Here is a 23,805-nt window from a genome sequence, read left to right as displayed (position 1 = left end):
TCGTCCTCGCCGATGACCGTGTGGTCGCCCGGCTCGGTGCCTTCGGGGATCTCGATGCAGACCGGTTCGCCGACGACGTTGCCGTCTGCGTCCGTGTCGAACGTGACCGTGCTGATCTCCTCACCGGTCTCATTCACGAGCGTGAACGTGACCGTGCTGTTCGGAGCCCAACCGCTCGACGTGATCTCCGCGCACGTTCCCGCAGGAACGTTCGGCTCGATCTCGACGACCGGCTCGGTCGGCGCAAGGACCTCGAGCGGAGCCGAGACCTCCGCGCCGTTCTCGTCCGTGCCGACGACCGTGTAGTCGCCAGGCTCAGCGTCAGCGGGAACCGGAACCAGCGTGTCGGCCGGGATGTTGCCATCCGCATCCGTCGTCACCGGAACCGGGTCGCCCACGGGGAGGCCAGCCGGGTCGGTCAGCTGGAGCTCGACAGGCGACTCGGGGATCCAACCGGATCCCGTCACCGTCGTGTCGTCACCAGCCTCGACCGGGCTCGTCGCCTCGATCGCCGGCGCGTACACCTCGAGGGGTGCCGATGCCGTGTTGTCGTCCGGGTCCGTGCCGACGACCGTGTAGTCGCCGGGCTCGGATCCCTCGGGAACCGGAACCATCGTGCCGGCCGGGATGTTGCCATCCGCGTCGGTCGTGGCCGGAACCGGGTCACCTACGGGCTCACCCGCGGGGTCCGTCAGCTGCAGCGACACCTCGGTGTCAGGAGCCCAATCGGATCCCGTCACCTCCGTCTCGCCACCGGCGGGAACCGGCGACGTCGCGTCGAGGATCGGCGTGCCGACCTCGACGACCTCGACCGGGGCCGAGACCTCGGCGCCGTTGTCGTCCGTTCCGACGACCGTGTAGTCGCCGGCCTCGGTGCCCTCGGGGACCGTCACACACGTGTCGGCGGGGACGTTGCCGTCCGCGTCGACCGTGACGACCAGCTCGTCGCCCACGGGAGCACCCGCGGCGTCCGTCAGCTGAAGGGTGACGTCCGAACCAGGGATCCAGCCGCCCGACGTGATCGCCGTGCACTGGCCCGGGTTGACCGGCGTCTCCGCCGTCAGATCCGGCGCGTACACCTCGAGGGGCGCCTCGGTGAACTCTCCGCCGGGCTCTGTGCCGACGACCGAGTAGTCCGGGCTGGGAACCGCATCCGCGGGGATCGGAAGAACCGTGCCGGCGGGGATGTTGCCATCCGCGTCGGTCGTGACCGGAACCGCGTCACCCACGGGCAGGCCGTCCGGGTCCGTCAGCTGCAGCGACACCTCGGTGTCGGCGGCCCAACCGGATCCCGTCACCTCCGTCTCGCCACCGGCGGGCTCGGGCGAGGTCGCCTCGAGCGTGCCGACGGCTGCGACGACACCACACGCGTCGATGCGGACGCCGGCGTTGCCGAGTCCGAGTCGAGCTGCTCCTCCGAGCACTCCGAGGCTCAGCGCGGAGACCTCGTGCTGCGCGACCAGCTCCTCGCCGCCCGGCGTCGTGCAGAGCACGGGCTCGGGCTGGTGGTTGATCTGCAGCGAGATGAAGTTCGTGAGGATCTCAAGGAACGGATCCACCGCCGCGCGCACCGGAACCGTGATCAGATCCGTCTTGACCGTCTCGAAGATCTCGTAGAGGGGGTTCGGATCAGCGTTGAGGATCTCGCTGACAATGCCGGACGTGAGGCCGGCGATTGTGCTGAGGATCGGCGTGAGCGTCGCGCACGTGACGGCTCCGGTGATCCCGGACGGGTTGCAGTACGAATCGAGCGTCTCCCCCGTGAGGTTCGTCGTCACACCGGCTGTCGTGCCGTCGGGTGCCTCAACGTCGATGCTGATCGTGACCGTCTGGAGCGACTCGAGCACGGCATCCCAGGCGACGTCGAGGACGACCTCGATCACGTCGTGGATGCTCGAGGCGATGAACGGGTACGTCTCATCGTCGACGAGCTCGGTGTTCGGGTCCTGGTTGTTCAGGCCCACCGGTCCATCGCGGACGCCATCGTCGTTGCCGCCGAACCGCCCGAGGTCGAACGTGAGGGATCCGTCTCCGAGGTTGATCGTCGCGAGCCCGTCATCCGTCGAGATGGGGGCCAGCAGCACCGCGTCCAGCACGTCCTGCTGGAGGTTGCTGTCGATGCTCGCCGTCACGCTCGTCCCGGGGATCACGGAGAACAGCTCGGTGAGACCGAGTCCGTCCTCGATGAGCCCGAGGAGCTGGTCCTCGATCTGGCCGACCGCGTCGCTGAGACCATCGGCGGCCGTCTCGATCGCGGGCGAGTGCACCTGCAGGAGCATGTCGGCGAGGCGGTACTGTCCGAGGCCGCCGACACCGTCGGGATCCTGGATCACACCGTCGATCGCCTGCTCCCAGGCACCCGCGACGCCGACCTCGATCGACGCGACGTCGATCATCTGATCGGTGATGCCGTCGATGCCGGCCGCGTCGAAGAGCGAGAGGAGGTCGATCGTCGCATTGCCGAAGTCGGCGTCGCCGACGCTGTCGAGCGCGACGGCGCCGTCGGCGCCCGCCAGGGACGCGAGGCCCTCGGCGTTCATGCTGTCGCTCGCCGTCGACTGGCTCAGGAGGGCCGAGAGCTCACCGAAGGCGAGCAGCTGGTCGAGGGGGATCGTGAACCCCGAGCCGAAGTCGACGATGTCGGTTCCGGCGATCTCGCCGCTGAACGGCTGCTGGTTCGGGCCGGGATTCGTGTCGAAACCGGCCTCCGACGCACCGAGTCCGATGAGCTCGTCGCCCGCGAGCGCCAGCTCGAGGAAGCTCGCCTCCGCCTCGGCGAGGTCATCCGGATAGGTGTTGACGCCCGCCGCCATCGCGACGTTCGCGGACCCGACCATGGCGCCGACGACGCCGACGGCCACGCCGGCCATCGCCTTCTTGCCGAGCCTTCGTCGTGACCAGTGCTGGTTTTGTCGGACTCTACCGATGTGCCTTCGCATAGCCCTCTCCTTGTGTCGATCGGGATCAGAGATATCGGTCGGCACAAGTGGAGCGTCGCCGACAGACACTGACCCACTCGTGATCCTGTCGACTCCGTGTGGGCTTGTCTAGGGGTTCCTCCAACTTTTCCGAGAGTTTTCCGCGCGGTTCAGGTACGGTGGCTGATATCGGTCGTCGGGGGCGATCTCGAGATACTCTGCGGCCCGATCCCGGGCGCTCGAAGCAATTTCGGCCCCCCGAGATCCCAGTCGCCTCACGCGAGAACACGCGACACACGAGAACGCCCGCGATGCCGGTCGGCACCGCGGGCGCGGCAAGAGGTCTCGAGCCGGGGCTACGCCCCGCGGGAGCCGGCGTCGGTCACGGCGACGTCGGCGCGGTGGAAGCGCATGTGCGAGCGGCTCGCCGTCGGTCCGCGCTGGCCCTGGTACCTGTTGCCGTACGCGCCGTAGGACTTCTCGGCGGGCGACGACAGCCGGAAGAAGCACAGCTGGCCGATCTTCATGCCGGGCCACAGCTTGATCGGCAGCGTCGCCATGTTCGACAGCTCGAGAGTGACGTGGCCGGAGAAGCCCGGGTCGATGAAGCCGGCCGTCGAGTGCGTCAGCAGGCCGAGCCGCCCGAGCGACGACTTGCCCTCGAGGCGGGCGGCGATGTCGTCGGGCAGGGTGACGGCCTCGAAGGTGCTCGCGAGCACGAACTCGCCGGGGTGCAGGATGAACGCCTCGTCCGGCTCGACCTCGACGAGGTGCGTGAGCTCGGGCTGATCCTCCGCCGGGTCGATGAACGCGTACTTGTGGTTGCTGAACAGCCGGAAGTAGCGGTCGATCCGCACGTCGACGCTCGATGGCTGCACCATCGACCGATCGGACGGTTCGAGGGCGATGCGCCCGGCGTCGAGCTCGGCGGTGATGTCGCGATCGGAGAGCAGCACGTCAGCGAGTCTACTTCCGCGGCCCACCGACGCGCATCGCCGCCCGCACGAGATCGCGTGCGGGCGGCGATGCAGGGGGCCGGAGTCAGGCCCCGCGGATCAGGTCGGCGCAGCGCTCGCCGATCATCATCGTCGTGATGTTCGGGTTGACCGTCACGAGCTCGGGCATGACCGAGGCGTCGGCGACGCGCAGGCCCGTGACGCCCTTGACCCGCAGCTCGGGGTCGAGCGGAGCCATCTCGTCGTCGGCCGCCCCCATCCGCACCGTGCCGGCCGGGTGGTAGACGGTGTTGTGCGTCTTGCGGATGTAGTCCTGCAGCTGCTCGTCGGTCTGCGCGTCGGCGCCCGGGTACAGCTCCTCCCCCGCCCACTCGGCCATCGCGGGCTGCGAGACGATCTCGCGCGCCTTGCGGATGCCCGCGACCATGACGCGCATGTCGTGGCCCTCAGGATCCGTGAAGTAGCGCGGATCCACCTTCGGCTTGTCGCGGAAGTCGCGCGAGCGCAGGCGCACGGTGCCGCGCGAGCGCGCGTGCGTGACGTTCGGCGTGAGGCAGAAGCCGTTCTCGGTCGTCGGATATCCCTGCCGGAGCGTGTGCATGTCGAACGGCACCGAGCCGTAGTGCATCATCAGGTCGGGCCGGTCGAGGCCCTCCTCGGTCGGGGTGAAGACGCCGATCTCCCACCACTGCGTCGACTCGGTGACCATGGGCTTCTTCGCGTCCCACTGGATCACGCCCTCGGGGTGGTCCTGCAGGTTCTCGCCGACGCCCGGCGAGTCGACGCGCACCTCGATGCCGTTCTCGGCGAGGTGCGCGGCGGGCCCGATGCCCGACAGCATGAGCAGCTTGGGCGAGTCGATCGCGCCCGCCGAGAGCACGACCTCCCGGCGCGCCGACAGCGCGTGTGTGCGGGCGAACGCATTGTCGACGACGGCGACGCCCGCGCAGGCATCGCCGTCGAACAGGAGCTCCTTGGCGCGCAGCCCCGTGAGGAGGTGGAAGTTCTTCCGGTCGCGGATCGGGTGGATGTACGACACCGAGCTCGACGAGCGCGTGCCGTCGGCCCGGCGGTTGATCTGGAAGAAGTTCGCGCCGTTGACGACCGTCTCGCCGCTGTTGAACGTCGCGCGCGGGATGCCTGCCTGCTCGGCCGCGTCGAGCAGCGCGACGCCCGACGGGTCGTTCGGCGGCACGTTCATGAGATGCACCGGCCCGGAGTCGCCGTGATGCGGTGCATCGGGCCCCGCGTCCTCGTTCGTCTCGAGGCGCTGGAAGAGCGGGTAGAGGTTCTCGGCGTTCCAGCCCGTCGCCCCGAACTTCTGCTCCCACTCGTCGAGGTCTTCTCGCGGTGCCCAGAACGCGATGCACGAGTTGTGGCTCGAGCAGCCGCCCATGACGCGCGCCCGCGCGTGGCGCATGAACGAGTTGCCGTTCTCCTGCGGCTCGATCGGGTAGTCCCAGTCGTAGCCCGACTCGAGAAGCTCCATCCAGCGATCGAGCTGCAGGATCTCGGGCAGGTCGGCGTCGTCGGGACCTGCCTCGACGAGGGCCACCTCGACCGCGGGATCCTCGCTCAGGCGCGCGGCCACGGCGGCGCCGGCGGACCCGCCGCCGATCACGATGTAGTCGAAGTCGGTCTGGGTGAGCGTGTGCTCGCTGCTCATCGGATCTCCTCGTCTGGGTCAGTTCGCGCCGCGGTCGGCGAACCAGCCGGTGACCGCCGGTGCGGTGTTCTGGTAGATGTGCTTCGCCTCCTGGTACTCGGCGAGGCCTGTCGGGCCGAGCTCGCGGCCCACGCCGGACTGCCCGAAGCCGCCCCATTCGGCCTGCGGCAGGTACGGGTGGAAATCGTTGATCCAGATCGTCCCGTGGCGCAGGCGGCCCGCGACGCGCTGCGCGCGCCCCGCGTCCTGCGTCCAGACGGCCCCCGCGAGGCCATAGTGGGTGTCGTTCGCGATCTCGACCGCTTCGTCCTCCGTGGCGAAGGTCTCGATCGTCACGGTCGGGCCGAACGCCTCGTCGACGACGACCGACATGCCGCGCCGCACCTGGTCGATGATCGTCGGCAGATAGTAGATGCCGGATCCGAGCCCCTCGCCGTTGTCGTCGGTGGCGAAGCGTCCGCCGCAGCGCACGCGCGCGCCCTCCGCGATGCCCGCCTCGACATAGGCGTGCACCTTGTCGCGGTGCGCCGCCGAGATGAGCGGCCCCGTCTCGGCCTCCGGATCGAACGGGCCGCCGAGACGGATCTGCTCGGCGCGGCGCACGAGCTCGTCGACGAAGCGCTCCGCGATCGACTCCTCGACGACGATGCGCGCGCCCGCCGAGCACACCTGGCCGGAGTGCACGAAGGCGCCGTTGAGCGCGTTGTCGACGGCCGCGTCGAAGTCGGCGTCGGCGAAGATCACGTTCGGGTTCTTGCCCCCCAGCTCGAGGGCGACCTTCTTGACGGTCGCCGCGGCCGCCGCCGCGATCCGCCGACCCGTCGCGAGCCCGCCCGTGAACGACACGAGGTCGACGTCGGGGTGCTCCGACAGCGGCGCACCGGCCTCCGGGCCCGCGCCTGTGACGAGGTTCGCGACGCCCGCGGGCAGGCCCTCCTGCTCGAAGACATCCATCATGAGGATCGCCGTCGACGGCGTGAGCTCGGACGGCTTCAGCACGAGCGAGCACCCCGCGGCGAGCGCCGGCGCGAGCTTCCACGCGGCCTGCAGGAGGGGATAGTTCCAGGGGGTGATCATGCCGCAGACCCCGACCGGCTCATAGGCGATGCGGCTGAGCACGGCGTTGTCGTTCGCGTCGACGATGCGGCCGGCGTCCTGCCCGGCGAGGCGGCCGAAGTATTCGAAGCACGCGGCGATGTCGTCCATGTCGATCTGCGACTCGACGAAGCGCTTGCCCGTGTCGGCCGACTCGGCGCGCGCGAACTCGTCCTTCCGATCGCGCAGGCGCGCGGCGACCCGCAGGAGGAAGGCGCCGCGCTCGGGCGCGGGAACAGACGACCAGACGCCCGAGTCGAACGCGCGGCGCGCGGCCGCGATCGCCCGCTCGGCGTCCTCGCGGGTCGCCTCTGAGACCACGGAGGTCTCCTGGCCGTCAGCGGGGCAGACGATCGATCGGGTCGCCCCGTTCGACGCGGCCACCCACTCGCCGTCGATGTACAGAGTCGTGGCGTCGGTCATGCCTCGCCCTCCTTCGTGAGTTCGTCGCCCGAGGCATCGGGCTCGGGTGCGGAGTCGTAGTCGTGCCCCCACTCGGTCGTGACGTTGTGCTGCTCGCCGACGGAGGTCGTCGGCAGGGCGCCCGTCGCGGTGTGGAGGAACTCGAGGTGGACCTCGTAGTGGTTGAGCACATCGGAGATGACCTGGTCGCGCGAGTATCCGTACAGGTCGTAGCCGTGGCTCCCCTCCAGGGTAAACGGCTCGACCCGGTAGTACTTGTCTCGTGCCGCGCTGGCCCGCGCATACGAGGGCATCTCCTGCTGCACGGGGAACACCTGGTACTTGAAGGCGCGGTCGTCGCCGAAGTCGACGTAGAGGTCGGCCGTGTCGATGCCGAACTCGTCGACGCGATTCGACGTGAGCGTGGCGGTGACGCCCTGCTCGGCCAGCTCGGCGCGCACCTCCTCGAGCGCGGGCAGCGCCGTCTCGACGATGAAGCGCTGCGTCTGCCTGCTCGACGGATAGCTCATCGCCCGCGACAGTCGTTCGCGCCAGCCGCGGCGCCTCTCGCCCGTCGGCCCGCGCGAGGCGACGGCCGCAGGCAGACCGCGTCGGTACGAGTCGACGAGCGCGCCCTCGACTCGGAGCGCCTTCGCGAGCCCGATCATGATGAAGATCAGCACGACCGAGAACGGCAGGCCCATGATCACCGTCGCCGACTGCAGGGCGCTGATGCCGCCGACGAGGAGCATCGCCAGCGTCAGGACGCCCGTGACGACGGCCCAGAAGATCCGCAGCCAGTTGGGGCCGTCCGAATCGGAGTCCTTCAGCTTCGACGTGAAGTTCGCCATCACGAGCGCACCCGAGTCGGCGCTCGTGACGTAGAAGAGCAGGCCCGTGAATGTCGCGATCCCCGCCGTGAGCGGCACGAGCGGGTACTGGTCGAGCAGGCCGTAGAACGCCTGCTCGGGCGCATTGATCGCCACCTCCGCGAACGCGGCGCCGTCGGCCCCGTTCATGACGATGTCGAGCGCCCCGCTGCCGAAGATCGAGATCCACAGCGCGATGAACGCGAACGGCACGACGAGCACACCGGTGACGAACTGACGGATCGTGCGCCCTCGCGAGATGCGGGCGAGGAACAGCCCGACGAACGGCGCCCACGCGATCCACCACGCCCAGAAGAACAGCGTCCACGCGTTCAGCCAGTCGTCAGGACGGTCGTAGGCGAAGGTGTCGAGCGCCATGCCCGGGAAGCGCGCGAGCATGTCGCCGACGTTCTGCACGATGCTGTCGAGCAGGTACGTCGTCTTGCCCGTGATGAGGACGAAGGCGAGCAGGGAGATCGCGAGGATGATGTTGATCTCGGAGAGCCGTCGGATGCCCTTGTCGACGCCCGAGACGACCGAGATGGTCGCCATGACGACCGCGAGGGCGATGAGCGCGATCTGCATCGTGAGGTTGTCGGGGAGGCCGAACATGAAGTGCAGGCCGTAGCTCAGCTGCGCGACGCCGATGCCGAGGCTCGTCGCGATGCCGAAGATCGTGCCGAGCATCGCCGCGATGTCGACCGCGTGCCCGACGCCGCCGTTGATGCGCTTGCCGATGATCGGATACAGCGCCGCGCGGATGCTCAGGGGGAGGTTGTGGCGGTACGCGAAGTACGCGAGCGCGAGCCCCATGAGCGCGTACAGGCCCCACCCGAGCAGGCCGTAGTGGAACAGCGTCCACACGAGCGCCTGGCGCGCGGCCTCTACCGTCTCGCCCTCACCCGTCGGCGGACTCATGTACTGCGTGACGGGCTCGGCGACCGAGTAGAACATGAGGTCGACCCCGATGCCCGCCGCGAAGAGCATCGCCGTCCAGGTGAAGAGGTTGAAGTGCGGCCGCGAGTGGTCGGGCCCGAGCCGCGTCCTGCCGACCTTGGAGGCCGCGATGATGATCACGAACACCAGCACGGCCACGACCAGCGCCGTGTAGTACCAGCCGAAGGATCCGCCGACCCACGCGACGACCGTCCAGATGACCGTCTCGGCGCCCGTCGGATCGAGCATCGCCCAGATCGCGATCGCGAGGATGCCGATCGAGGATCCGATCAGGACGGGGAAGTTCGCCTTCGTCTTCGTCGCCGCGGGCGGGGATGCCGGGGCCGGGGTCTGCGTGCTCATCGGGTCGCTCGCCTCTATCTGTCTTCGTCTCGTCGCGTGAACGTCGTCTGATCCGTCGGCCGTGGCCGATGGCCGTCACCATAGCGACGATCTCCGACATCCACAGGCCCCGGCGCCGAAGTCGCCGCGTCCGGGCGCCTCGCGGAGGGCCCGCTTTTGCCGCCCCGCGCGGAGCCAGGTAAGCTCGACACGTTCGGGGCTGTAGTTCAATGGTAGAACTTCTGCTTCCCAAGCAGACAGCGCGGGTTCGATTCCCGTCAGCCCCTCGCGTCACGGAGGCCCCTGCTCGTCGCACAGCGACTCGCAGGGGCCTCGCGTCGTATCCATCGCGGGGGCGATCCCGCGGACCCCGATTCGTGGGCGATCCCGCTGAGCCTGAGCGCCGCGTCCGGCACAGATCTCGTAGTTCGCTGCTCGACTCGCCATAGGGGCTCCATAGTGACGATTCCTATCGTCGTCGTCATGGAGAACGACAACACCGAAACCCCTCAGGCGCGAAGCCGATCCGCCTTCCGCCGCAAGCCCCTGTGGATCACGTCGATGCTCGTCGTCGGCGGTCTCGCGCTCGCCGGGTGCTCGACCGCCGCGCAGACGGAGGCCGAGACCACGCCGAGCACCTCGTCGAGCACCTCGTCGACCTCGATCGACGGCGACGCGATCGCCACCTCCTCGACGGAGTCCGGCGATGCGACGACCACGCAGGAGACGATCGCCGACACGACGGCCGCCGTCGACGCCTTCCTCGCGACGCTGACGGAGGAGCAGATCGAGGATCTGACATACGACTACGACGATGAGACCAAGACGACGTCGTGGTCGAACTTCCCCGTGACGTTCGTCGAGCGCGCCGGCCTGAATCTCGCCGACCTGACCGACGAGCAGCAGGAGGCCGCGATGGCAGTGCTGGAGGCACTTCTGAGCGAGGACGCGTACGCCACCGTGACGTCGATCATGGGCGGCGACCAGTATCTCCTCGAGAACAGCGATACGACCGAGACATCGCTCGGCCAGTACTACATCGCGATCTTCGGCGAGGCATCCGACACCGATGCCTACTCCGTGCAGTTCGGCGGCCACCATCTGGGGATCAACGCCGACTTGAACGGGACGGAGAACGCCATCACCTTCGCGCCGAGCCACCTCGGCGTGCAGCCGGCCGTGTACACGAATTCGGAGGGCGAGGAGGTTCAGCCGTTCGACGACATCTACACGGACGCGTTCGCGTTCTACGACAGCCTCACCGAGGATCAGCAGACGACGCTGACCACGGGCGACGTGACCTTCTGCGCCCCCGGCGACACCTGCGACTTCGAGACCGGATCGGGACTGTCAGGCGCCGATCTGACCGACGAGCAGAGCAAGCTGCTGCTCGAGCTCATCGCGAACTGGGCCGGCATGGCCGACGAGGAGACCACGGAGACCGAGCTGGCGGAGATCGAGGCGACCCTCGACGAGACCGTGATCGCCTGGTCGGGCGAGACGACCTACGACATGAGCTCGGGCGACGGCATCGACTTCTCCGTCTCCGGGCCGGACGTGTATCTCGCATTCCAGGCGCAGGAGGGCTCGGCGGGCGCCGATGTCGACGGCGTCACGACGAGCGGATGGGGCCACGTCCACACCATCTATCGTGATCCGACGAACGACTACGCGAACAGCGTCGAGCAGCAGGCTGCCACCGGCGGCATGGGAGGCGGCGAGCCGCCGGCCGACGGCCAGATGCCCGAGGGCGGTCCCGATGGCGCCGAGGAGAGCGCAGGCTGAACGTCTCCGGCTCGCGCCCGTCGATCATCGGTCGACGGGCGCGAGCCGGGGATTCGGGCGAGGGCGCCGCGAATTCACCCGAGGTCGGCTCTGCGGGTTCGGCCGGCTCGGGCGTGATCCTGATGACGCGGGCGCGCATCGAGGCGGCGCCGATCGCCTGACGACCCTCAGCGATGCCCCGCAGGAGCGCGATCGGCCGCCTCCTCCCGCCACCCGACGCGGTCGTGCACGCGCCGCAGAGGTCCGGGCGCCCACCAGTTCGCCCGGCCTGCGAGCCGCATGAATGCGGGAAGCAGCACTCCCCGGATCACGGTGGCGTCGACGATGACCGCGAGCGCCATCCCGATGCCGAGCTGCTGCAGGAACACGACCTCGCTCGTCACGTAGACGAGGAACGATGCGGCGAGGGTCACCGCGGCCGCCCCGACGAGGGGCGCCGATCTCCCGATGCCCCGCACGACGGATCCGCGCATGTCCCCGGTGCGGTCGAAGTCCTCCTTGATGCGCGCGAGGAGGAACACCTCGTAGTCCATCGACAGCCCGTAGGCGATGCAGAGCATCAGCAGCGGGATGCTCGGCTCGATCACGCCCGTGGGCGTGAAGCCGAGAAGGGGCGCGAGGCCACCCTCCTGGAAGCCCCACACGAGCGTCCCGAACATGACCGACAGCGACAGCAGGTTGAGCGCCGTCGCCTTGAGGGGCGCGATCACGCTCCCCGTCATGAGGAACAGCAGGGCGAATGTGACGAGGAGCATCAGCGCGAGCACGACCGGCAGGCGCTCGGCGACCACCGCGCGATAGTCGGCGAGCTCCGCGGGGTAGCCCCCGATCACGGCGGGGAAGTCCCGATCGATGCTCCTGATCTCGGCGACGAGTCCGGCCGGATCCGACGCGAGCCGCTCAGCCGTCGGCAGCACGGTCAGATAGGCGGCATCGCCCGATCGGAAGCGGGCGTCGAACGCCTCCGTCCCGATCGCCGCGCCGACCGCGAAGGATCCCGCCGACGAGTCGACGCGGAGGACCCCAGCGACCGCCGACGCCTCCCGCGCGAAGCGGGCGACCTCGCCGTCCGAGGCGTCAGGCGAGACGACGGAGATGGCGTCGGCATCCTCGGCGGCGTACTCCCCCCGGATCGTGTCGTACATGTCGCGCACGGGCTGGCCTGCGGGAAGCACGCGATCGTCCGGGGCGCCGAACTCGATGCCCGCTGCGGGCGCGCCGAGACCGATCAGCACCGCGAGGCCGAGCGCGCCGAACGCGATCGGGCGGCGCATCACCCGCGCCGCGAGCCGCGCCCATCGGCCGGATTCGACGGGGCCCGTCCGACTCCTCCGCGGGAGCGCGCGCTCGCCGAGCAGCCGCAGCGCGGCGGGCAGGAACACGGTCGATCCGAGGACCGCCGTCAGCACGACGGCGATCCCGGCGTAGGCGAACGATGACAGGAACGACAGCGGGAACACCAGCAGCACGGCGAGCGATGCCGCCACGGTCGCCCCGCTGAAGAGGATCGTGCGACCGGCCCAGCGCACCGCGGCGACGGTCGCCCGGTGCGGATCCGCACCCCGACGCAGCTCCTCGCGGAAGCGATGCGTCATGAACAGGCCGTAGTCGACGCCGAGCCCGATCCCCATGACGAGCGCGATGTTGGCGGCGAAGGTCGAGATGTCCGTGAACTCGCTCACGAGGCGCAGGATCGCCAGGGTGCCCGCGACCGCGGAGAGACCCGCCCCGAGGATCGCGGCGGCGACGCGCAGTCTCCGGCAGAGGATCCACAGCAGCACGAGGACGAGCGGGAGGATCACGAGCTCCGCGCGCACGAAGTCCGCGCGCGCCTGGTCGGCGACCGCGCGGAACACCTCATCGGAGCCTCCGAGCGTGAGCCGCACCGAGGATCCGTCGAAGCGCTCCGCGATCGCCTCGTCGAGGGCGGGCAGCGTCTCGCCGCGCACGGCGTCGGCGTCCCCCGGCGCCCAGGCCAGGACGAGTGCGGACGATCGATCATCGGCGGCGAGCGATGCATGCGCACCATCCGACCAATAGGACCACGCGTCGCCCACGCCCGCGAAGCCGTCGACGAGCGCCGTGAGCTCACGGCCGATCTCCGCGACGCCCGGCGCGTCGACGCCCTCATCTGCTTCGACGAGCACGGCGATGTTCGGACTGCCGGTGTCGAAGGTCTCGGCGAGCTCGGATCGGGCGTCGATCGACTCGGATCCCGGCGCCTCGTAGCGGCTGAGCGACAGGGCATCGAACGCGCCGACGCCGACGGCGGCGGTGAGGGTGAACAGCAGTGCTGTGATGACCAGCATCCGGCGTGGGGTCGACGAGACAGCGCGGATGAACATTGGGATCCCCCTAGAATGCGAGCGGAAAGTCGTATTTCAAACGCGAGTAAATGCTCGCATTAATCTGAGGGGCGGTCAAGGGATGACCGAGCAGTCCGGCGCACGGCGGCGCCAGGCACGCGGGCGTGCGCGCATCGAGCAGATCCTCCAGGCGGCGGCGGACGTCTTCGGCGAGGGCGGATACGAGGCAGCGACGACCAACGCGATCGCGGCACGAGCGGGGATCTCCCCCGGATCCCTGTACCAGTTCTTCGCCAACAAGGACGAGATCGGCCGTGCGCTCGCGGACATGTACGCGGCACGGCTGCGAGGCCTCGAGATCTTCGATGACTTCTCAGCAGACGCCCTCGACGACTCGCTCCGCGCCATCCTCGACCGCCTCGTCACGTTCAACATCGACCACCCCGGGTTCAAGGCGCTGTTCGCTCGTTCGGACATGCCGGCGTCGATGCGCGAGGCGGTCGCGCCCGTGCACGAGGCGATCGAGCAGCGCGTCCGCACCGCGACCGCCCTCGTCATCCCCGGCGCGGACGACGAGCGCGTCGCGACGATCGCGACCGTCGTCCTCAGCATGGTTCGCGGGGTCGTCCCGGCCATCGCCGCCGCGGAGGATCCCGACGCTCGGCGCGCCCTCGCGACCGAACTGCACCGCGGCATCCTGGCGTACCTCGAATCAGCGCGCGGTCGGCGCGGTTGACGCGAACGCCCGGACTCGAACCGCCGCAGTCCGACCGTCGCGCCGGACGGCGTCGTGGACGGTGACGTCACGCGCTCACACGAGCCGGTACCCCGCTCCGCGGACCGTCTCGATCCGGTCGGATCCGAGCTTCTGGCGCAGGTAGCCGATGTAGACGTCAGCCACGTTCGAACCGGGGTCGAAGTCGAAGCCCCACACGCGGCTCAGCAGCTGCTCGCGGCTGAGCACCTGGCCCGCATGGCGGACGAGCTCCTCGGCGAGCGCGTACTCGCGCGACGACAGGTCGATGGGCGCCTCGCCGTCGATCCGCGCCTGGCGGGTGCGCAGGTCGAGCAGGAGATCGCGGTGCCGCAGCCCCTCCGCCGAGGTGCCCGCCTCGTCGTCGCGGCGCATGCGCAGGCGGATCCGCGCGAGCAGCTCGTCGAACCGGAACGGCTTGCCGAGATAGTCGTCCGCCCCGCCCTCGAGCCCCGCGACCGTGTCCCCCACATCGGTGCGCGCGGTGAGCATGATGATCGGCATCCGGGAGCCGGAGCCGCGCAGGTTCTCGAGCACCTCGAAGCCGTCCAGCCCCGGCATGTTCACGTCGAGCACGAGCAGGTCGAACTCGTCGGTCTGCGCGAGCGCGAGCGCCTCGGCCCCGTCATACGCGATGTGCGTCGCGAAGCCGGCCGCCCGCAGGCCCTTGTCGATGAACGACGCGATGCGCCGCTCGTCATCGGCGATGAGGATCGATGCCATCGAGAATCCCTTCCTTCGGCTCGTCGAGGGGCACGGCGATCGTGAAGATCGCCCCGCCGCCCGGCGCATCGGCGACCGTCGCGGATCCGCCGTGCGCGCGGGCGATCACCTGCACGATGTTGAGGCCCAGGCCGCTGCCGGGCGCGCGCGAGCCGCCGGATCCGCGCTGGAAGCGGTCGAACACCGTCAGCTTCTCGGCCTCGGGCACGCCGGGGCCGTAGTCGCGCACCCACAGGAGGAGGGCGCCGGCGTCGATGTTGCTGCCGACGACGAACCGCCCGCCGCCGTGCGTGACCGCGTTCTGCGAGAGCTGCAGCATCGCCTGGGTGACGCGCGCCGCATCGAGCGGGGCGACGACATCGGCGATCGGGCCCGCCGCGACATCGGCGCCGTCGATCGCCTCGGCCTTCCGCACGATCTGCGCGAGGAGGTCCGCGGCGTCGGTCGGCGCGGGCCTCACGGGCGCCGGGCCGTGGAGGGACGCGCTCGACGAGAGGTCCTGCACGAGGCGACTCATCCGGTCGAGCTCGTCGACCGCGAGCGCCTGCGTCTCGCGCACATCGCCCGGATCCTCAGGATCCATGAGCTCGAGATGCCCCCGCGCGATCGTGAGCGGGGTCTTGAGCTCGTGCCCCACGTCGCTCAGCAGCTGGCGCTGGGAGTCGAGGGCGCCGTCGAGCCTGTCGAGCATCGCGTTCATCGTCGCCGACAGCTCGGACACGTCGTCGCGCCCCTCGACCGGCAGGCGCTCCGACAGCGACTGCCCCGATACGCGCTCCGCGGTCTCCCTCATGCGCCGCAGCGGGCGCAGCAGGCGGCCCGCGACGATGGTCGCGACGCCCGCGATCAGGGCGACCACGACGATCGAGGCCACGATGAACACACGCCCGGGCCCATTGATCTCGGCGAGCTCCGCGTCGACGTCGTATGCCATGACGAAGAGCACGCGATCGCGCTCGGGAGCGCCCGCGACGTCGACCGGGGTCGCGAGGAAGCGCCACTCGACGCCCTCCTCCGCGTAGGTTCCGAGCACCGGCTCCCCGCTCGCGGCGGCCTCGACGGCGAACGGCACGAAGCCGGGCGCGCTGCGCAGATCGACGTCGAGCGGCACGCCGGGGACGTATGCGGCTGATCCGTCGATCACGCCGACGACGCCGGTGTTGTCGTCGGGGCTCATCCGGCTGACGATGTCCGCGACGGCGTCGCGCGAGGATCCCCAGGCCTGCGGTGCGTCGTCCGCACCGGCCACGATGAAGCGCGCCGAGTCGAGGTTCGCGCGCAGCCTCTCGTCCACCTCCGCGAGCGTCGCGGAGCGTTCGACGATGTAGACGGCGGCGGCCACGGCCGTGAGGCCGAGGACGGCGGCGAGCGTGATCACGGCGACGAGGCGCACCCGCACCGACACGACGGGTACGCGCCGATGCTCTCCCCCTCTGCGCGCCACCTCCCCAGTATCACGGCGCGCGCCGCCCGCGCCGGCATGATCGGGCGAACGTAAGAGCCTTCTCATCGATCGCTGTGGCGCCGTTTACGCGCGTGCGGGATCCTGGGTGCCATGGCCACAAGAGCAGCGACAGCCGCGATCATCGGCGGCCTGTCTCTCGTCGTGATCGCGGGCGGCGCCGTCGCCGCGGCGGCGGTGCTCGAGCCCCGCACCGGCGACGAGCAGATCCTCGACGGCGGGTCGATCACCGGCGACTACGCGGAGCCGTCCGAGACGCCGACCGCCGCGCCGACGGTCACGTCGACGCCGAGGCCGACGCCCACGCCCGCGCCCACGCCCACACCCACGCCCACACAGGATCCGGGCGGTGCGGGCACCGCTCCCCCCGCGGGCACCGAGCCCGAGCGGGTGCCGCCCGCCGCGCCCGTCGAGGTCGACGATGACGACGACGGGGACGACGACGATGACGATGGGGATGACGACGACGGGGATGACGACGACGACTGATCGCCGTCAGCCCACACGGGCCAGCAGCGTCGCCGCCACCTCGCCCCAGCCGTCGCGCGCCGCGTAGACGCCCGCAAGACGCAGCCGCGTCGCGTCGGCGTAGGCCGGAACCCGGTCCCAGACGGATCCGCCGCCCAGCCCTCGCCGCAGCGCCTCGGCGGCCGCGCGCGCCCGCTCGCCCGGCATGAGCCCCTGCAGCTCACGCAGCTCCAGGTGGACGAGCAGGTTCGCCGCATCGAGCGCCTTCTCGCCGATCGCGAGCGTGTCGACATCGATGAGGCCGATCGGGTCGATGCCGTCGGCCGGCAGCAGGATCTGCTTGTCGTGCAGGTCGCGGTGCAGCACGCCGCGCGGCCCCGCGGCCCGGATGAGGCCCGCCGCGACGCGCTCGTACGCCGCCGCGACGTCGAGCAGCCCGTGCGCGTGGGCGCGCTCGATCGCTCCCAGCTCCTCGGCGACGCCGTGCTCCGGCAGACCGGCGGGATCGAGATCCGACAGCTCGGCGATCCCCTCGCCCACGCGCGTCCACACGGCGCGGAGATCGGCCTCGGAGAGGGTCGGCCCGGCCTCGAGCAGCGTGCGCGCGCCGACGGCGGAGAGCCGCAGCGTCGCGGCCCGGTCGTCGCGGGCGAGCACCCGCGGCGAGCGCAGAGTGCGGAGCGCGGTGACGCGCTCGGCGCGGTCGGCGACGCCGGAGAACCGCGAGCGCCGCGTGAGCTTGACGAATCCGTCGGCCGTGCGCAGCACAGCGCGCCGCCCCGGCCGGTGTGCGACGACCTCGGCCTCCGCGACGGCCTCGCTCGCGCCGGGGAGCGCCGTGTCGGAGCGCACCCCCGCGAGGGCGAGGAGCGCCTGCGCCTCGTCGAGCAGACGCGCACATTCTCCGCGCCATCCCTCGTCGCGCCGGCGGAACGGCTCGGCGCCGCGCCGCAGCAGCCCCGCCGCCGTCTGCGCGTACAGGGCGGCCTCGTCGACCGTGCCGCCCGCGCGGGCGTAGCCCTCCCGCAGCGCCGCGCCCGCCGACGCCCGCGGCACGCCCCGGGAGATCTCGTCGGCCGCCCACGATCCGAGGTCGGCCATCGGGTCGCCGACGCCCGCGCGGTCGAGATCGATGAGGTGCGCCCCGCCGGGCGCGACGATGACCTGATCCGCGGAGAGGTCCCCATGGATCGGCGCCGTCATCGGGCGGCCCGCCAGCGCGGACGCGATGCCCCGCGCCAGCCGTTCGGCCCGCGGTGCCAGGTCGGGCAGGATCGCCGCGATCCCGTCGGCCCCCGGCAGGTGGTCGCGCACGTCGGCGATCGGCGCCGGCGCCGCGTGCAGGCGCGCGATGACCGCCCCCGTCGCCCGCGCATCGGCATCGCCGCGGGCGGGCCGCCCGTCGAGCAGGCGCGTCTCGACGACGCCTTGCGGATCGCGGAACACCACCTCGGCCGTCGGCAGCAGGGGGCCCACGGCGTCGTGGGCGCGCAGCGCCTCCGCGGCTCGCTCGGGTGTGTGCACCTTGACGATCACACGACAGGCGACGCATCGCGCCACCCAGCGTCGGCCGGGCTTGTAGACGAGGGTCTCCGCGTCCGGGTGCCGCTCGAGGGCTGCTCGGATCCCCGGCAGGTCCCGATCGGCGGGGGCCGCGACGATCGCGACACCGAGCCCGTGATCGACGCGGATCAGGTCGCCCGTCGCGCGCGCCCGGCGGGCGAGGCCTGCGAGCTTCTCGTGCACGCCGACGGGGTAGGCGACGGCCTGGGCGGCCCGGTCGCCGACCCGCAGGCCGGCGACCGCCGAGGTGCCGGGCTTGTAGCGCAGGTACGACGATTCGAGGCCGAGGATGGTCCCGAGCCCGGGCAGCGCGGGGTCATGCATGAGAGCTCTCCTTCACGTCGACGATGCGGCCCTGCCGCAGGGTGACGATGCGGTCGCACGCGAGCGCATCGTCGGGCGAGTGCGTGACGACGAGGGTCGTCCGTCCCGCGCACAGGCGCTCGAGCGCCTCGCGCACCGCGGCGGCGCTCGTCGTGTCGAGGCCCGTCGTCGCCTCGTCGAGGATCACGATCCGTGCGTCTCGCAGCACCGCGCGGGCGATCGCGATGCGCTGTCGCTGCCCGCCCGACAGGGTTTCGCCGCGCTCGCCGACCTCCGTGTCGAGCCCGCCGGGCAGCCGATCCGCGAACTCGTCGACGTTCGCGACCTGGGCCGCCCACGCGACGTGCTCGTCGGTCGCGCCCGGGCGTCCCATCCGGATGTTCTCGCGGATGGATCCCGTGAACAGGACGGACTCCTGCAGCACGATGGCGATCCCCGCCCGCAGCGAGTCGAGAGAATAGGCGCGCAGGTCGCGCCCGTCGATGCGCACCGACCCGGCGACCGGATCCTGCAGGCGCAGCAGGAGCGACGCGAGGGTCGACTTGCCGGATCCCGAGTGGCCGACGAGCGCGATCCGCTCCCCCGGCGCGATCTCGAGGTCGATGTCGGTCAGGGCGGGCTCGCCGTCGCCGTACGAGGCGGAGACGCGACGGAACGAGATCGCACCGTCGACGCGGCCCATCCGGTGCGCGCCCGGCAGGTCGGCGAGGTCGCTGCGGGTGCCGACGAGGTCGATGATCCGCTCGCCCGACGCGGCCGCCTTCGCGATGCGGCCGGTGTACTTCGCGAGATCCCGCATCGGCTTGAACGCGCCCTTGAGGTACTGCACGAAGACGACGAGCTCACCGGGTGTGAGGTGCCCCTCGACGATGCTCCATCCCCCGACGAAGAGGACGGCGGCGGTCGCGATTCCGACGAGCACGTCCGTCCACCGCTCGAGCCCGGCCGACAGCCGCGTCGCCCGCACGCCCTCCGACAGCTCGCGCTCGTTCGATCGAGCGAAGCCGCGCTCCAGCTCGCCTTCGAGCGTGTACGCCTGCACGACCTTGATCGCCCCGAACGACTCCCCCGCCGAGCCGGCGAGCTCGCCCTCGCGCGACCTCTGGATGCGCGCGGCGTCGGTGATGCGGCTCGAGGCCCGCCGCGAGTGCAGCAGGAACACGGGGAGCGCGGCCGCCACGATGAGGCCGAGGCGCCAGTCGAGGACGAACATGACGACGAGCATCGCCGCGAGGGTGACGACGTTGCCGATGAGCGGCATGGCCGCCGTGACCGCGACGTCGCGGAGCTTCCCGACGTCGGAGACGAGGCGGTTGATGAGGTCGCCCGAGCGGATCCCCGTGTGGAAGCGCAGCGGCAGGCGCAGCGTGTGGGCGAAGACGTCGGCCCGCACCGCGTTCATCGCGCGCGTGCCGGCGAGCGAGAAGCACACGGTCATGAGATACGACGACAGCGCGCGCAGCCCCGCGGCGCCGACGACGCCGAGCGCGCACAGGGCGAGCAGGCCGACGATGCCCGGGCTCTGCGCGGCGCCGGGGACGATCACTGCGTCGATGACGATCTTCAGCGGCCAGGGCTCGAGCAGGCGGAAGGCGACCTCGGCGAACATCGCGAAGAACCCGCCCGCGATGAGGCGGCGCTCGGGGCGCAGATAGGGGCCGAGGAAGCGCAGCAGGCGGCGTCCGCGCCGCTCGCGGCGGCTCATGCCGCCACCGCCGCGAGGGAGCGATCGACGACGTGGCGCCAGGTCCGGCGCGCCTCGACCTCTGCCCGGCCCGCCTCCGCAAGGGACCGCCGCAGGTCGGCGTCTGCGGCTAGGCGGCGCAGGGCAGCGGCGAGCGCCGACGGATCCGACGGCGGCACGAGCAGGCCCGTGCGGCCGTCAGCGACGAGCTCGGGCAGCTGTCCGACGCGCGAGGCGACGACGACGGATCCGGCCGCGAGGTACTCGAGCACCTTGAGCGGGGAGAAGTACGGATCGCCCGCGGCGGGATAGGGCGCCGCGGCGACGTCGATCGACCGCAGCCATCTCGGCACGTCGGAAGGCGCGACCGCGCCGACGAACCGGGCGCGATCGGCGATCCCGCGCTCGTCGGCTCGACGTTCCAGCACGGGCCGCTCCGGCCCGTCGCCGACGATCACGAGGCGTGCGTCCGGATGCCCAGGCGCGAGCAGCGCGAAAGCGTCGATGAGGGTCTCCGTTCCGTGCCACGGCTTGAGCGTGCCCACGAATCCCACCGTGAACGGTCCGTCCGCGCCGCGATCCGCCCCGTCGAAGCGCGCGACGTCGACGCCGTTGGGCTCGACGACGACGCGGGCGCCGGGCGCCTGCGAGCGCGCCCAGTCGGCGACGCCCTCCGACACGCAGACCACGGCGCTCGCATCGCCGATCACCCGTCGCGCGACGGCGTCCGCGGCCCGCGCGTGGACGAGCTCGCGGTGCCGCGCCTGCTCGACGGGCAGCGGCGCGTTCACCTCGAGGACGGCCGGGATCCCGGTCTCTCGCGCGAACGACGTGCCGGCGACGGCGAAGAGGGAGTAGCGCTCGTAGACGAGGCCGAACGGTTCGCGCGCGTGCTCGCACGACAGGGCGCGGTGCGTCTCGTGCTCACGCGCCATCAGCGCGAGCTCGCGGGCGCGCGCGCCGCCGCCCTTCGGCGCCGGCAGATGGTGCACGCGCAGCCGGCCGCCCGCACCGGCTTCCAGATCCCGGGGCTCGCCGCCCGTGCGCCGGCAGAACAGGTCGACGTCGTGCCCCGCGCGCAGCAGCACGCGGACGACCTCCTGCACGTGCACGGACGCGCCCTTCGCGCCGAACACGGGGATCCCGGGGTCGCCGCAGACATACGCGATGCGCATCACGCCACCTCCTCGAGCCGCGCGGACTGCCGCCGCACGTCGAATTCGGCGGCGACGAGATCGCGCGCCGACGCGGCGAGGCGCGCGGCGAGCGCGGGCTCGTCGAGGATCCGCTCGATCGCCGCGGCCAGGGCGCGGGGCGCGCGCTGCGGAACGACGAGGCCCGTGTCGCCGTCGCGCACGGCCTCGGTGATCCCCGTGACGTCCGTCGAGATGCACGGCGTTCCGATCGCCATCGCCTCGAGCAGTACGGTGGGCAGGCCGTCGGCGTTGCCGTCGGCCCCGACGACGCACGGCGCGACGAAGACGCGGGCGCGGGCCAGTTCGGCCCGCACCTCCCGCTGGGGAAGCGGGCCGGTGAAGGTCACGAGATCGTCGAGGCCGAGGCGCGCCGCGAGGCCGCGCAGTGCGTCTTCGAGGTCGCCGCCGCCCACGATCCGGCACGGCGTCGGCCTCCCCGCGTCGCGGAGCATCGCCGAGGCCGCGATGAGGTCGGCGAAGCCCTTCTTCTCGACGAGCCGCCCGACCGCGAGGATCCCCGATTCGCCCTCACGGCGCGGGTCGTACACGAACCGCTCGAGGTCGATGCCGTTGTAGACCCGGCGGACGGGCGTGCGGTCCGCGGCGGGGTAGCGTGCGCGCAGGTGCCGCACGTTGAAGTCGGACACCGTCACGACGTGTGAGGCGTCCGCGATCTTGCGGTCGATGTCCGCCGGGTCGACGCTCTCGTGGAACAGGTCCTTCGCGTGCGCGGTGAAGGCGTAGGGGATCCCCGTGAGGCGGGACGCCAGCCGCGCCACCGTGGTCGCGACGCTCGCGAAATGCGCGTGCAGGCGTGTGATCCCGTGCCGGCGGATCGCGAGGGCGAGTTCGACGGCCTGCCCCGCATCGTCGTGCTCGGCGGCGAGGAGCTCGCCGAGGGCGTCGGGGAGCAGCGGCAGCTCGGGTTCGGCGCGGCGCAGCAGCTCCCACATCTCCGATGCCTTCGCCGCGCGCGGCACCTGCTCGACGGGGGCCGCGACCTGCGAGAGGGTGTCGTGGAAGCGGGCGTCCGTCGTGGGCCGCAACGAGAAGATGCGGATGTCCGCGCCGCGCCGCTCGCGGGCGATGATCTCCGAGACGACGAACGTCTCGCTGAAGCGCGGGTACATCTTCACGACGTATCCGATGCGGTCACGCGACATGGCGGGTCTCCAGGGTGTCGGCGCCGACGAGGTCGGCGAGGAGGTCGGGGATGCGGGACAGGCCCGCGAGGTCGATCGGGGCGCCGGTGCGCTCCCGGCGCGAGACCGCCGACGCGAGCCAGTCCCCCACACGCCCCGGCGCGAGGTCGTCGGGCATCAGGACGTCGACCGCGTCGTGCCGCGCGAGGGCCTCGGCGCGCAGCAGCTGCTCGCGCCGGGGCTCGATGCGGGGGACGACGAGCATCGGCGTCGCGGCGGCGAGCGCCTCGCAGACGGTGTTGTAGCCGCCCATTCCGACGAGCGCCGCGGCGCCGGCGATGAGGCCCGCGGCGTCCGGCGCCGAGCGCACGACCTGCAGATCGTCCCGGGCGGCGGCGATGCGCCGGAGATCCGCGACCGCGTCGGCGCTCATGTGGGGCCCGGCGACGACCACGCCGCGATGGCCGGCGGGCATCGCGGCGGTCGCGAACGCGCGCGCGAGATCGCTCCCGTCCTCGCCCGCGCCGACCATCGCGAGGGCGTACGGCCCCGCGCCGACGCGGGTGCGGATCCTCGCCGCCGGGCGGCCGTGCGCGAGGTAGCCGGTGTGCCGCACCCGCACGCGCCGGGGCACGTCGAGGTCGGCGATGGGGTCGTGCACGCGAGGATCGCCGTACACCCAGACCTCGTCGTACCAGGCCCGCAGGGCCTTCGCGGCCCGCGCGTCCTTCCACTCCCTGGCCGCGGTCGTCGCATCGTCGAGCACGTCCCGCAGCCCGAGGACGACGCGGCCTCCGCCAGCCCGCACGGCGGCGAGTGCGGGCTCGAGCTCGCCGCGGAAGCCGCGCGGGTGCTTGTCGACGATGAGCACGTCGGGCGCGAACGCCGCGAGCGTCGCGTGCAGGACGGCGGAGCGCATCGCGACGAGCTGGTCGGCGCCGACCGAGAGGTGTCGCGCACCGTAGCGACCCGCAGGATCCTTCGCGAGGGCCGGCAGCGACACGATGTCGCACCCGTCCGGCCGCCCCGCGTGGGCGACGTCGGGCGCGCTGGTGAGCAGCAGCTGATCGAGGTCGCGGCCGCCGCCCCGCAGCGCGTGCGCGATCGCCAGGTTGCGCCTGATGTGCCCGAGGCCCTGCGCGTCGTGCGAATAGAGCGCGACGCGCGGGCGCCGCTCGGAGTTCGCTGTCTGTGTCACGCCATCCACAGTGGCG

16 protein-coding genes and 1 tRNA gene are annotated in these 23,805 nt (G+C 71.5%); 4 read left to right on the top strand and 13 right to left on the bottom strand.

Annotated features, from left to right (window positions below):
* The 5 genes from GB932_RS16475 to betT form a co-directional block, all read right to left on the bottom strand.
* The coding region (locus tag GB932_RS16475) for a choice-of-anchor G family protein (protein WP_156761749.1) at nt 1-2,939 on the bottom strand (2,939 nt) is incomplete at its 3' end.
* A gap of 335 nt (nt 2,940-3,274) precedes the next feature.
* A complete protein-coding gene (dcd, locus tag GB932_RS16470; protein WP_156761748.1) occupies nt 3,275-3,874 on the bottom strand; it encodes a dCTP deaminase in 600 nt (199 codons plus the stop codon).
* A gap of 85 nt (nt 3,875-3,959) precedes the next feature.
* The gene (locus tag GB932_RS16465) at nt 3,960-5,540 is read right to left on the bottom strand and encodes a GMC family oxidoreductase (RefSeq protein ID WP_156761747.1); all 1,581 of its coding nucleotides are present in this window, start codon (nt 5,538-5,540) and stop codon (nt 3,960-3,962) included.
* A gap of 18 nt (nt 5,541-5,558) precedes the next feature.
* A complete protein-coding gene (locus GB932_RS16460; protein ID WP_156761746.1) occupies nt 5,559-7,058 on the bottom strand; it encodes an aldehyde dehydrogenase family protein in 1,500 nt (499 codons plus the stop codon).
* Entirely contained in the window at nt 7,055-9,205 is a 2,151-nt protein-coding gene (gene betT / locus GB932_RS16455; protein WP_156761745.1) for a choline BCCT transporter BetT, read from the bottom strand. The genes GB932_RS16460 and betT overlap by 4 nt, the downstream gene beginning before the upstream one ends.
* Before the next feature lie 195 nt (nt 9,206-9,400).
* Between betT and GB932_RS16450 the strand changes: the two genes are divergently transcribed.
* Together GB932_RS16450 and GB932_RS16445 are read left to right on the top strand one after the other, a co-directional pair.
* Nucleotides 9,401-9,471: transfer RNA gene (locus GB932_RS16450), tRNA-Gly, on the top strand.
* 172 nt (nt 9,472-9,643) lie between these two features.
* Nucleotides 9,644-10,969, top strand: a complete 1,326-nt coding sequence (locus GB932_RS16445) for a DUF3500 domain-containing protein (RefSeq protein WP_231916261.1) — start codon at nt 9,644-9,646, stop codon at nt 10,967-10,969.
* A gap of 167 nt (nt 10,970-11,136) precedes the next feature.
* On the opposite strand, the gene GB932_RS16440 is transcribed toward GB932_RS16445, so the two are convergent.
* Nucleotides 11,137-13,314 carry an MMPL family transporter gene (locus tag GB932_RS16440; protein ID WP_231916260.1) on the bottom strand — a complete coding sequence of 726 codons (2,178 nt, stop codon included), beginning with the start codon at nt 13,312-13,314 and terminating at the stop codon, nt 11,137-11,139.
* Between the two features lie 82 nt (nt 13,315-13,396).
* Between GB932_RS16440 and GB932_RS16435 the strand changes: the two genes are divergently transcribed.
* Nucleotides 13,397-14,011, top strand: a complete 615-nt coding sequence (locus tag GB932_RS16435) for a TetR/AcrR family transcriptional regulator (protein WP_197517523.1) — start codon at nt 13,397-13,399, stop codon at nt 14,009-14,011.
* A gap of 75 nt (nt 14,012-14,086) precedes the next feature.
* Here the strand turns inward: GB932_RS16435 and GB932_RS16430 are convergent, their stop codons facing one another.
* Together GB932_RS16430 and GB932_RS16425 are read right to left on the bottom strand one after the other, a co-directional pair.
* Nucleotides 14,087-14,752 carry a response regulator transcription factor gene (locus GB932_RS16430; RefSeq protein ID WP_156761742.1) on the bottom strand — a complete coding sequence of 222 codons (666 nt, stop codon included), beginning with the start codon at nt 14,750-14,752 and terminating at the stop codon, nt 14,087-14,089.
* Nucleotides 14,727-16,196, bottom strand: a complete 1,470-nt coding sequence (locus GB932_RS16425; RefSeq protein WP_156761741.1) for a HAMP domain-containing sensor histidine kinase — start codon at nt 16,194-16,196, stop codon at nt 14,727-14,729. The genes GB932_RS16430 and GB932_RS16425 overlap by 26 nt, the downstream gene beginning before the upstream one ends.
* Before the next feature lie 111 nt (nt 16,197-16,307).
* Between GB932_RS16425 and GB932_RS16420 the strand changes: the two genes are divergently transcribed.
* Nucleotides 16,308-16,703, top strand: coding sequence for a hypothetical protein (locus GB932_RS16420; protein WP_156761740.1), 396 nt, complete (start codon nt 16,308-16,310; stop codon nt 16,701-16,703).
* Between the two features lie 6 nt (nt 16,704-16,709).
* Here GB932_RS16420 and GB932_RS16415 read toward each other — a convergent pair whose 3' ends face one another.
* Genes GB932_RS16415 through GB932_RS16395 form a run of 5 tightly spaced genes read right to left on the bottom strand, consistent with a single transcriptional unit; the run spans nt 16,710 to nt 23,789 of the window.
* Nucleotides 16,710-18,569, bottom strand: coding sequence for an aminoglycoside phosphotransferase family protein (locus GB932_RS16415; protein ID WP_156761739.1), 1,860 nt, complete (start codon nt 18,567-18,569; stop codon nt 16,710-16,712).
* Entirely contained in the window at nt 18,562-20,274 is a 1,713-nt protein-coding gene (locus GB932_RS16410; protein WP_156761738.1) for an ABC transporter ATP-binding protein, read from the bottom strand. Before GB932_RS16410 ends, GB932_RS16415 begins: the two co-directional genes overlap by 8 nt.
* Entirely contained in the window at nt 20,271-21,428 is a 1,158-nt protein-coding gene (locus GB932_RS16405; protein WP_231916267.1) for a glycosyltransferase, read from the bottom strand. The genes GB932_RS16410 and GB932_RS16405 overlap by 4 nt, the downstream gene beginning before the upstream one ends.
* Nucleotides 21,428-22,612 carry a glycosyltransferase gene (locus tag GB932_RS16400; protein ID WP_156761736.1) on the bottom strand — a complete coding sequence of 395 codons (1,185 nt, stop codon included), beginning with the start codon at nt 22,610-22,612 and terminating at the stop codon, nt 21,428-21,430. The genes GB932_RS16405 and GB932_RS16400 overlap by 1 nt, the downstream gene beginning before the upstream one ends.
* A complete protein-coding gene (locus GB932_RS16395; protein ID WP_156761735.1) occupies nt 22,602-23,789 on the bottom strand; it encodes a glycosyltransferase family protein in 1,188 nt (395 codons plus the stop codon). Before GB932_RS16395 ends, GB932_RS16400 begins: the two co-directional genes overlap by 11 nt.
* Between the last annotated feature and the right edge of the window lie 16 nt (nt 23,790-23,805).

Origin of the sequence: Microbacterium karelineae (assembly GCF_009745985.1) — a bacterium.
Lineage (GTDB): Bacteria > Actinomycetota > Actinomycetes > Actinomycetales > Microbacteriaceae > Microbacterium > Microbacterium karelineae.
Note: the sequence above shows the minus strand (reverse complement) of the source record. Positions and strands in the feature narration are given on the sequence as shown.

Coding starts and splice junctions, on each gene's coding strand:
- GB932_RS16435 (WP_197517523.1), top strand. CDS start 13,397: ATGACCGAGCAGTCCGGCGCACGGCGGCGCCAGGCACGCGGGCGTGCG.
- GB932_RS16405 (WP_231916267.1), bottom strand. CDS start 21,428: ATGCGCATCGCGTATGTCTGCGGCGACCCCGGGATCCCCGTGTTCGGC.
- GB932_RS16430 (WP_156761742.1), bottom strand. CDS start 14,752: ATGGCATCGATCCTCATCGCCGATGACGAGCGGCGCATCGCGTCGTTC.
- GB932_RS16415 (WP_156761739.1), bottom strand. CDS start 18,569: ATGCATGACCCCGCGCTGCCCGGGCTCGGGACCATCCTCGGCCTCGAA.
- GB932_RS16440 (WP_231916260.1), bottom strand. CDS start 13,314: ATGTTCATCCGCGCTGTCTCGTCGACCCCACGCCGGATGCTGGTCATC.
- betT (WP_156761745.1), bottom strand. CDS start 9,205: ATGAGCACGCAGACCCCGGCCCCGGCATCCCCGCCCGCGGCGACGAAG.
- GB932_RS16400 (WP_156761736.1), bottom strand. CDS start 22,612: ATGTCGCGTGACCGCATCGGATACGTCGTGAAGATGTACCCGCGCTTC.
- GB932_RS16460 (WP_156761746.1), bottom strand. CDS start 7,058: ATGACCGACGCCACGACTCTGTACATCGACGGCGAGTGGGTGGCCGCG.
- GB932_RS16465 (WP_156761747.1), bottom strand. CDS start 5,540: ATGAGCAGCGAGCACACGCTCACCCAGACCGACTTCGACTACATCGTG.
- GB932_RS16420 (WP_156761740.1), top strand. CDS start 16,308: ATGGCCACAAGAGCAGCGACAGCCGCGATCATCGGCGGCCTGTCTCTC.
- GB932_RS16410 (WP_156761738.1), bottom strand. CDS start 20,274: ATGAGCCGCCGCGAGCGGCGCGGACGCCGCCTGCTGCGCTTCCTCGGC.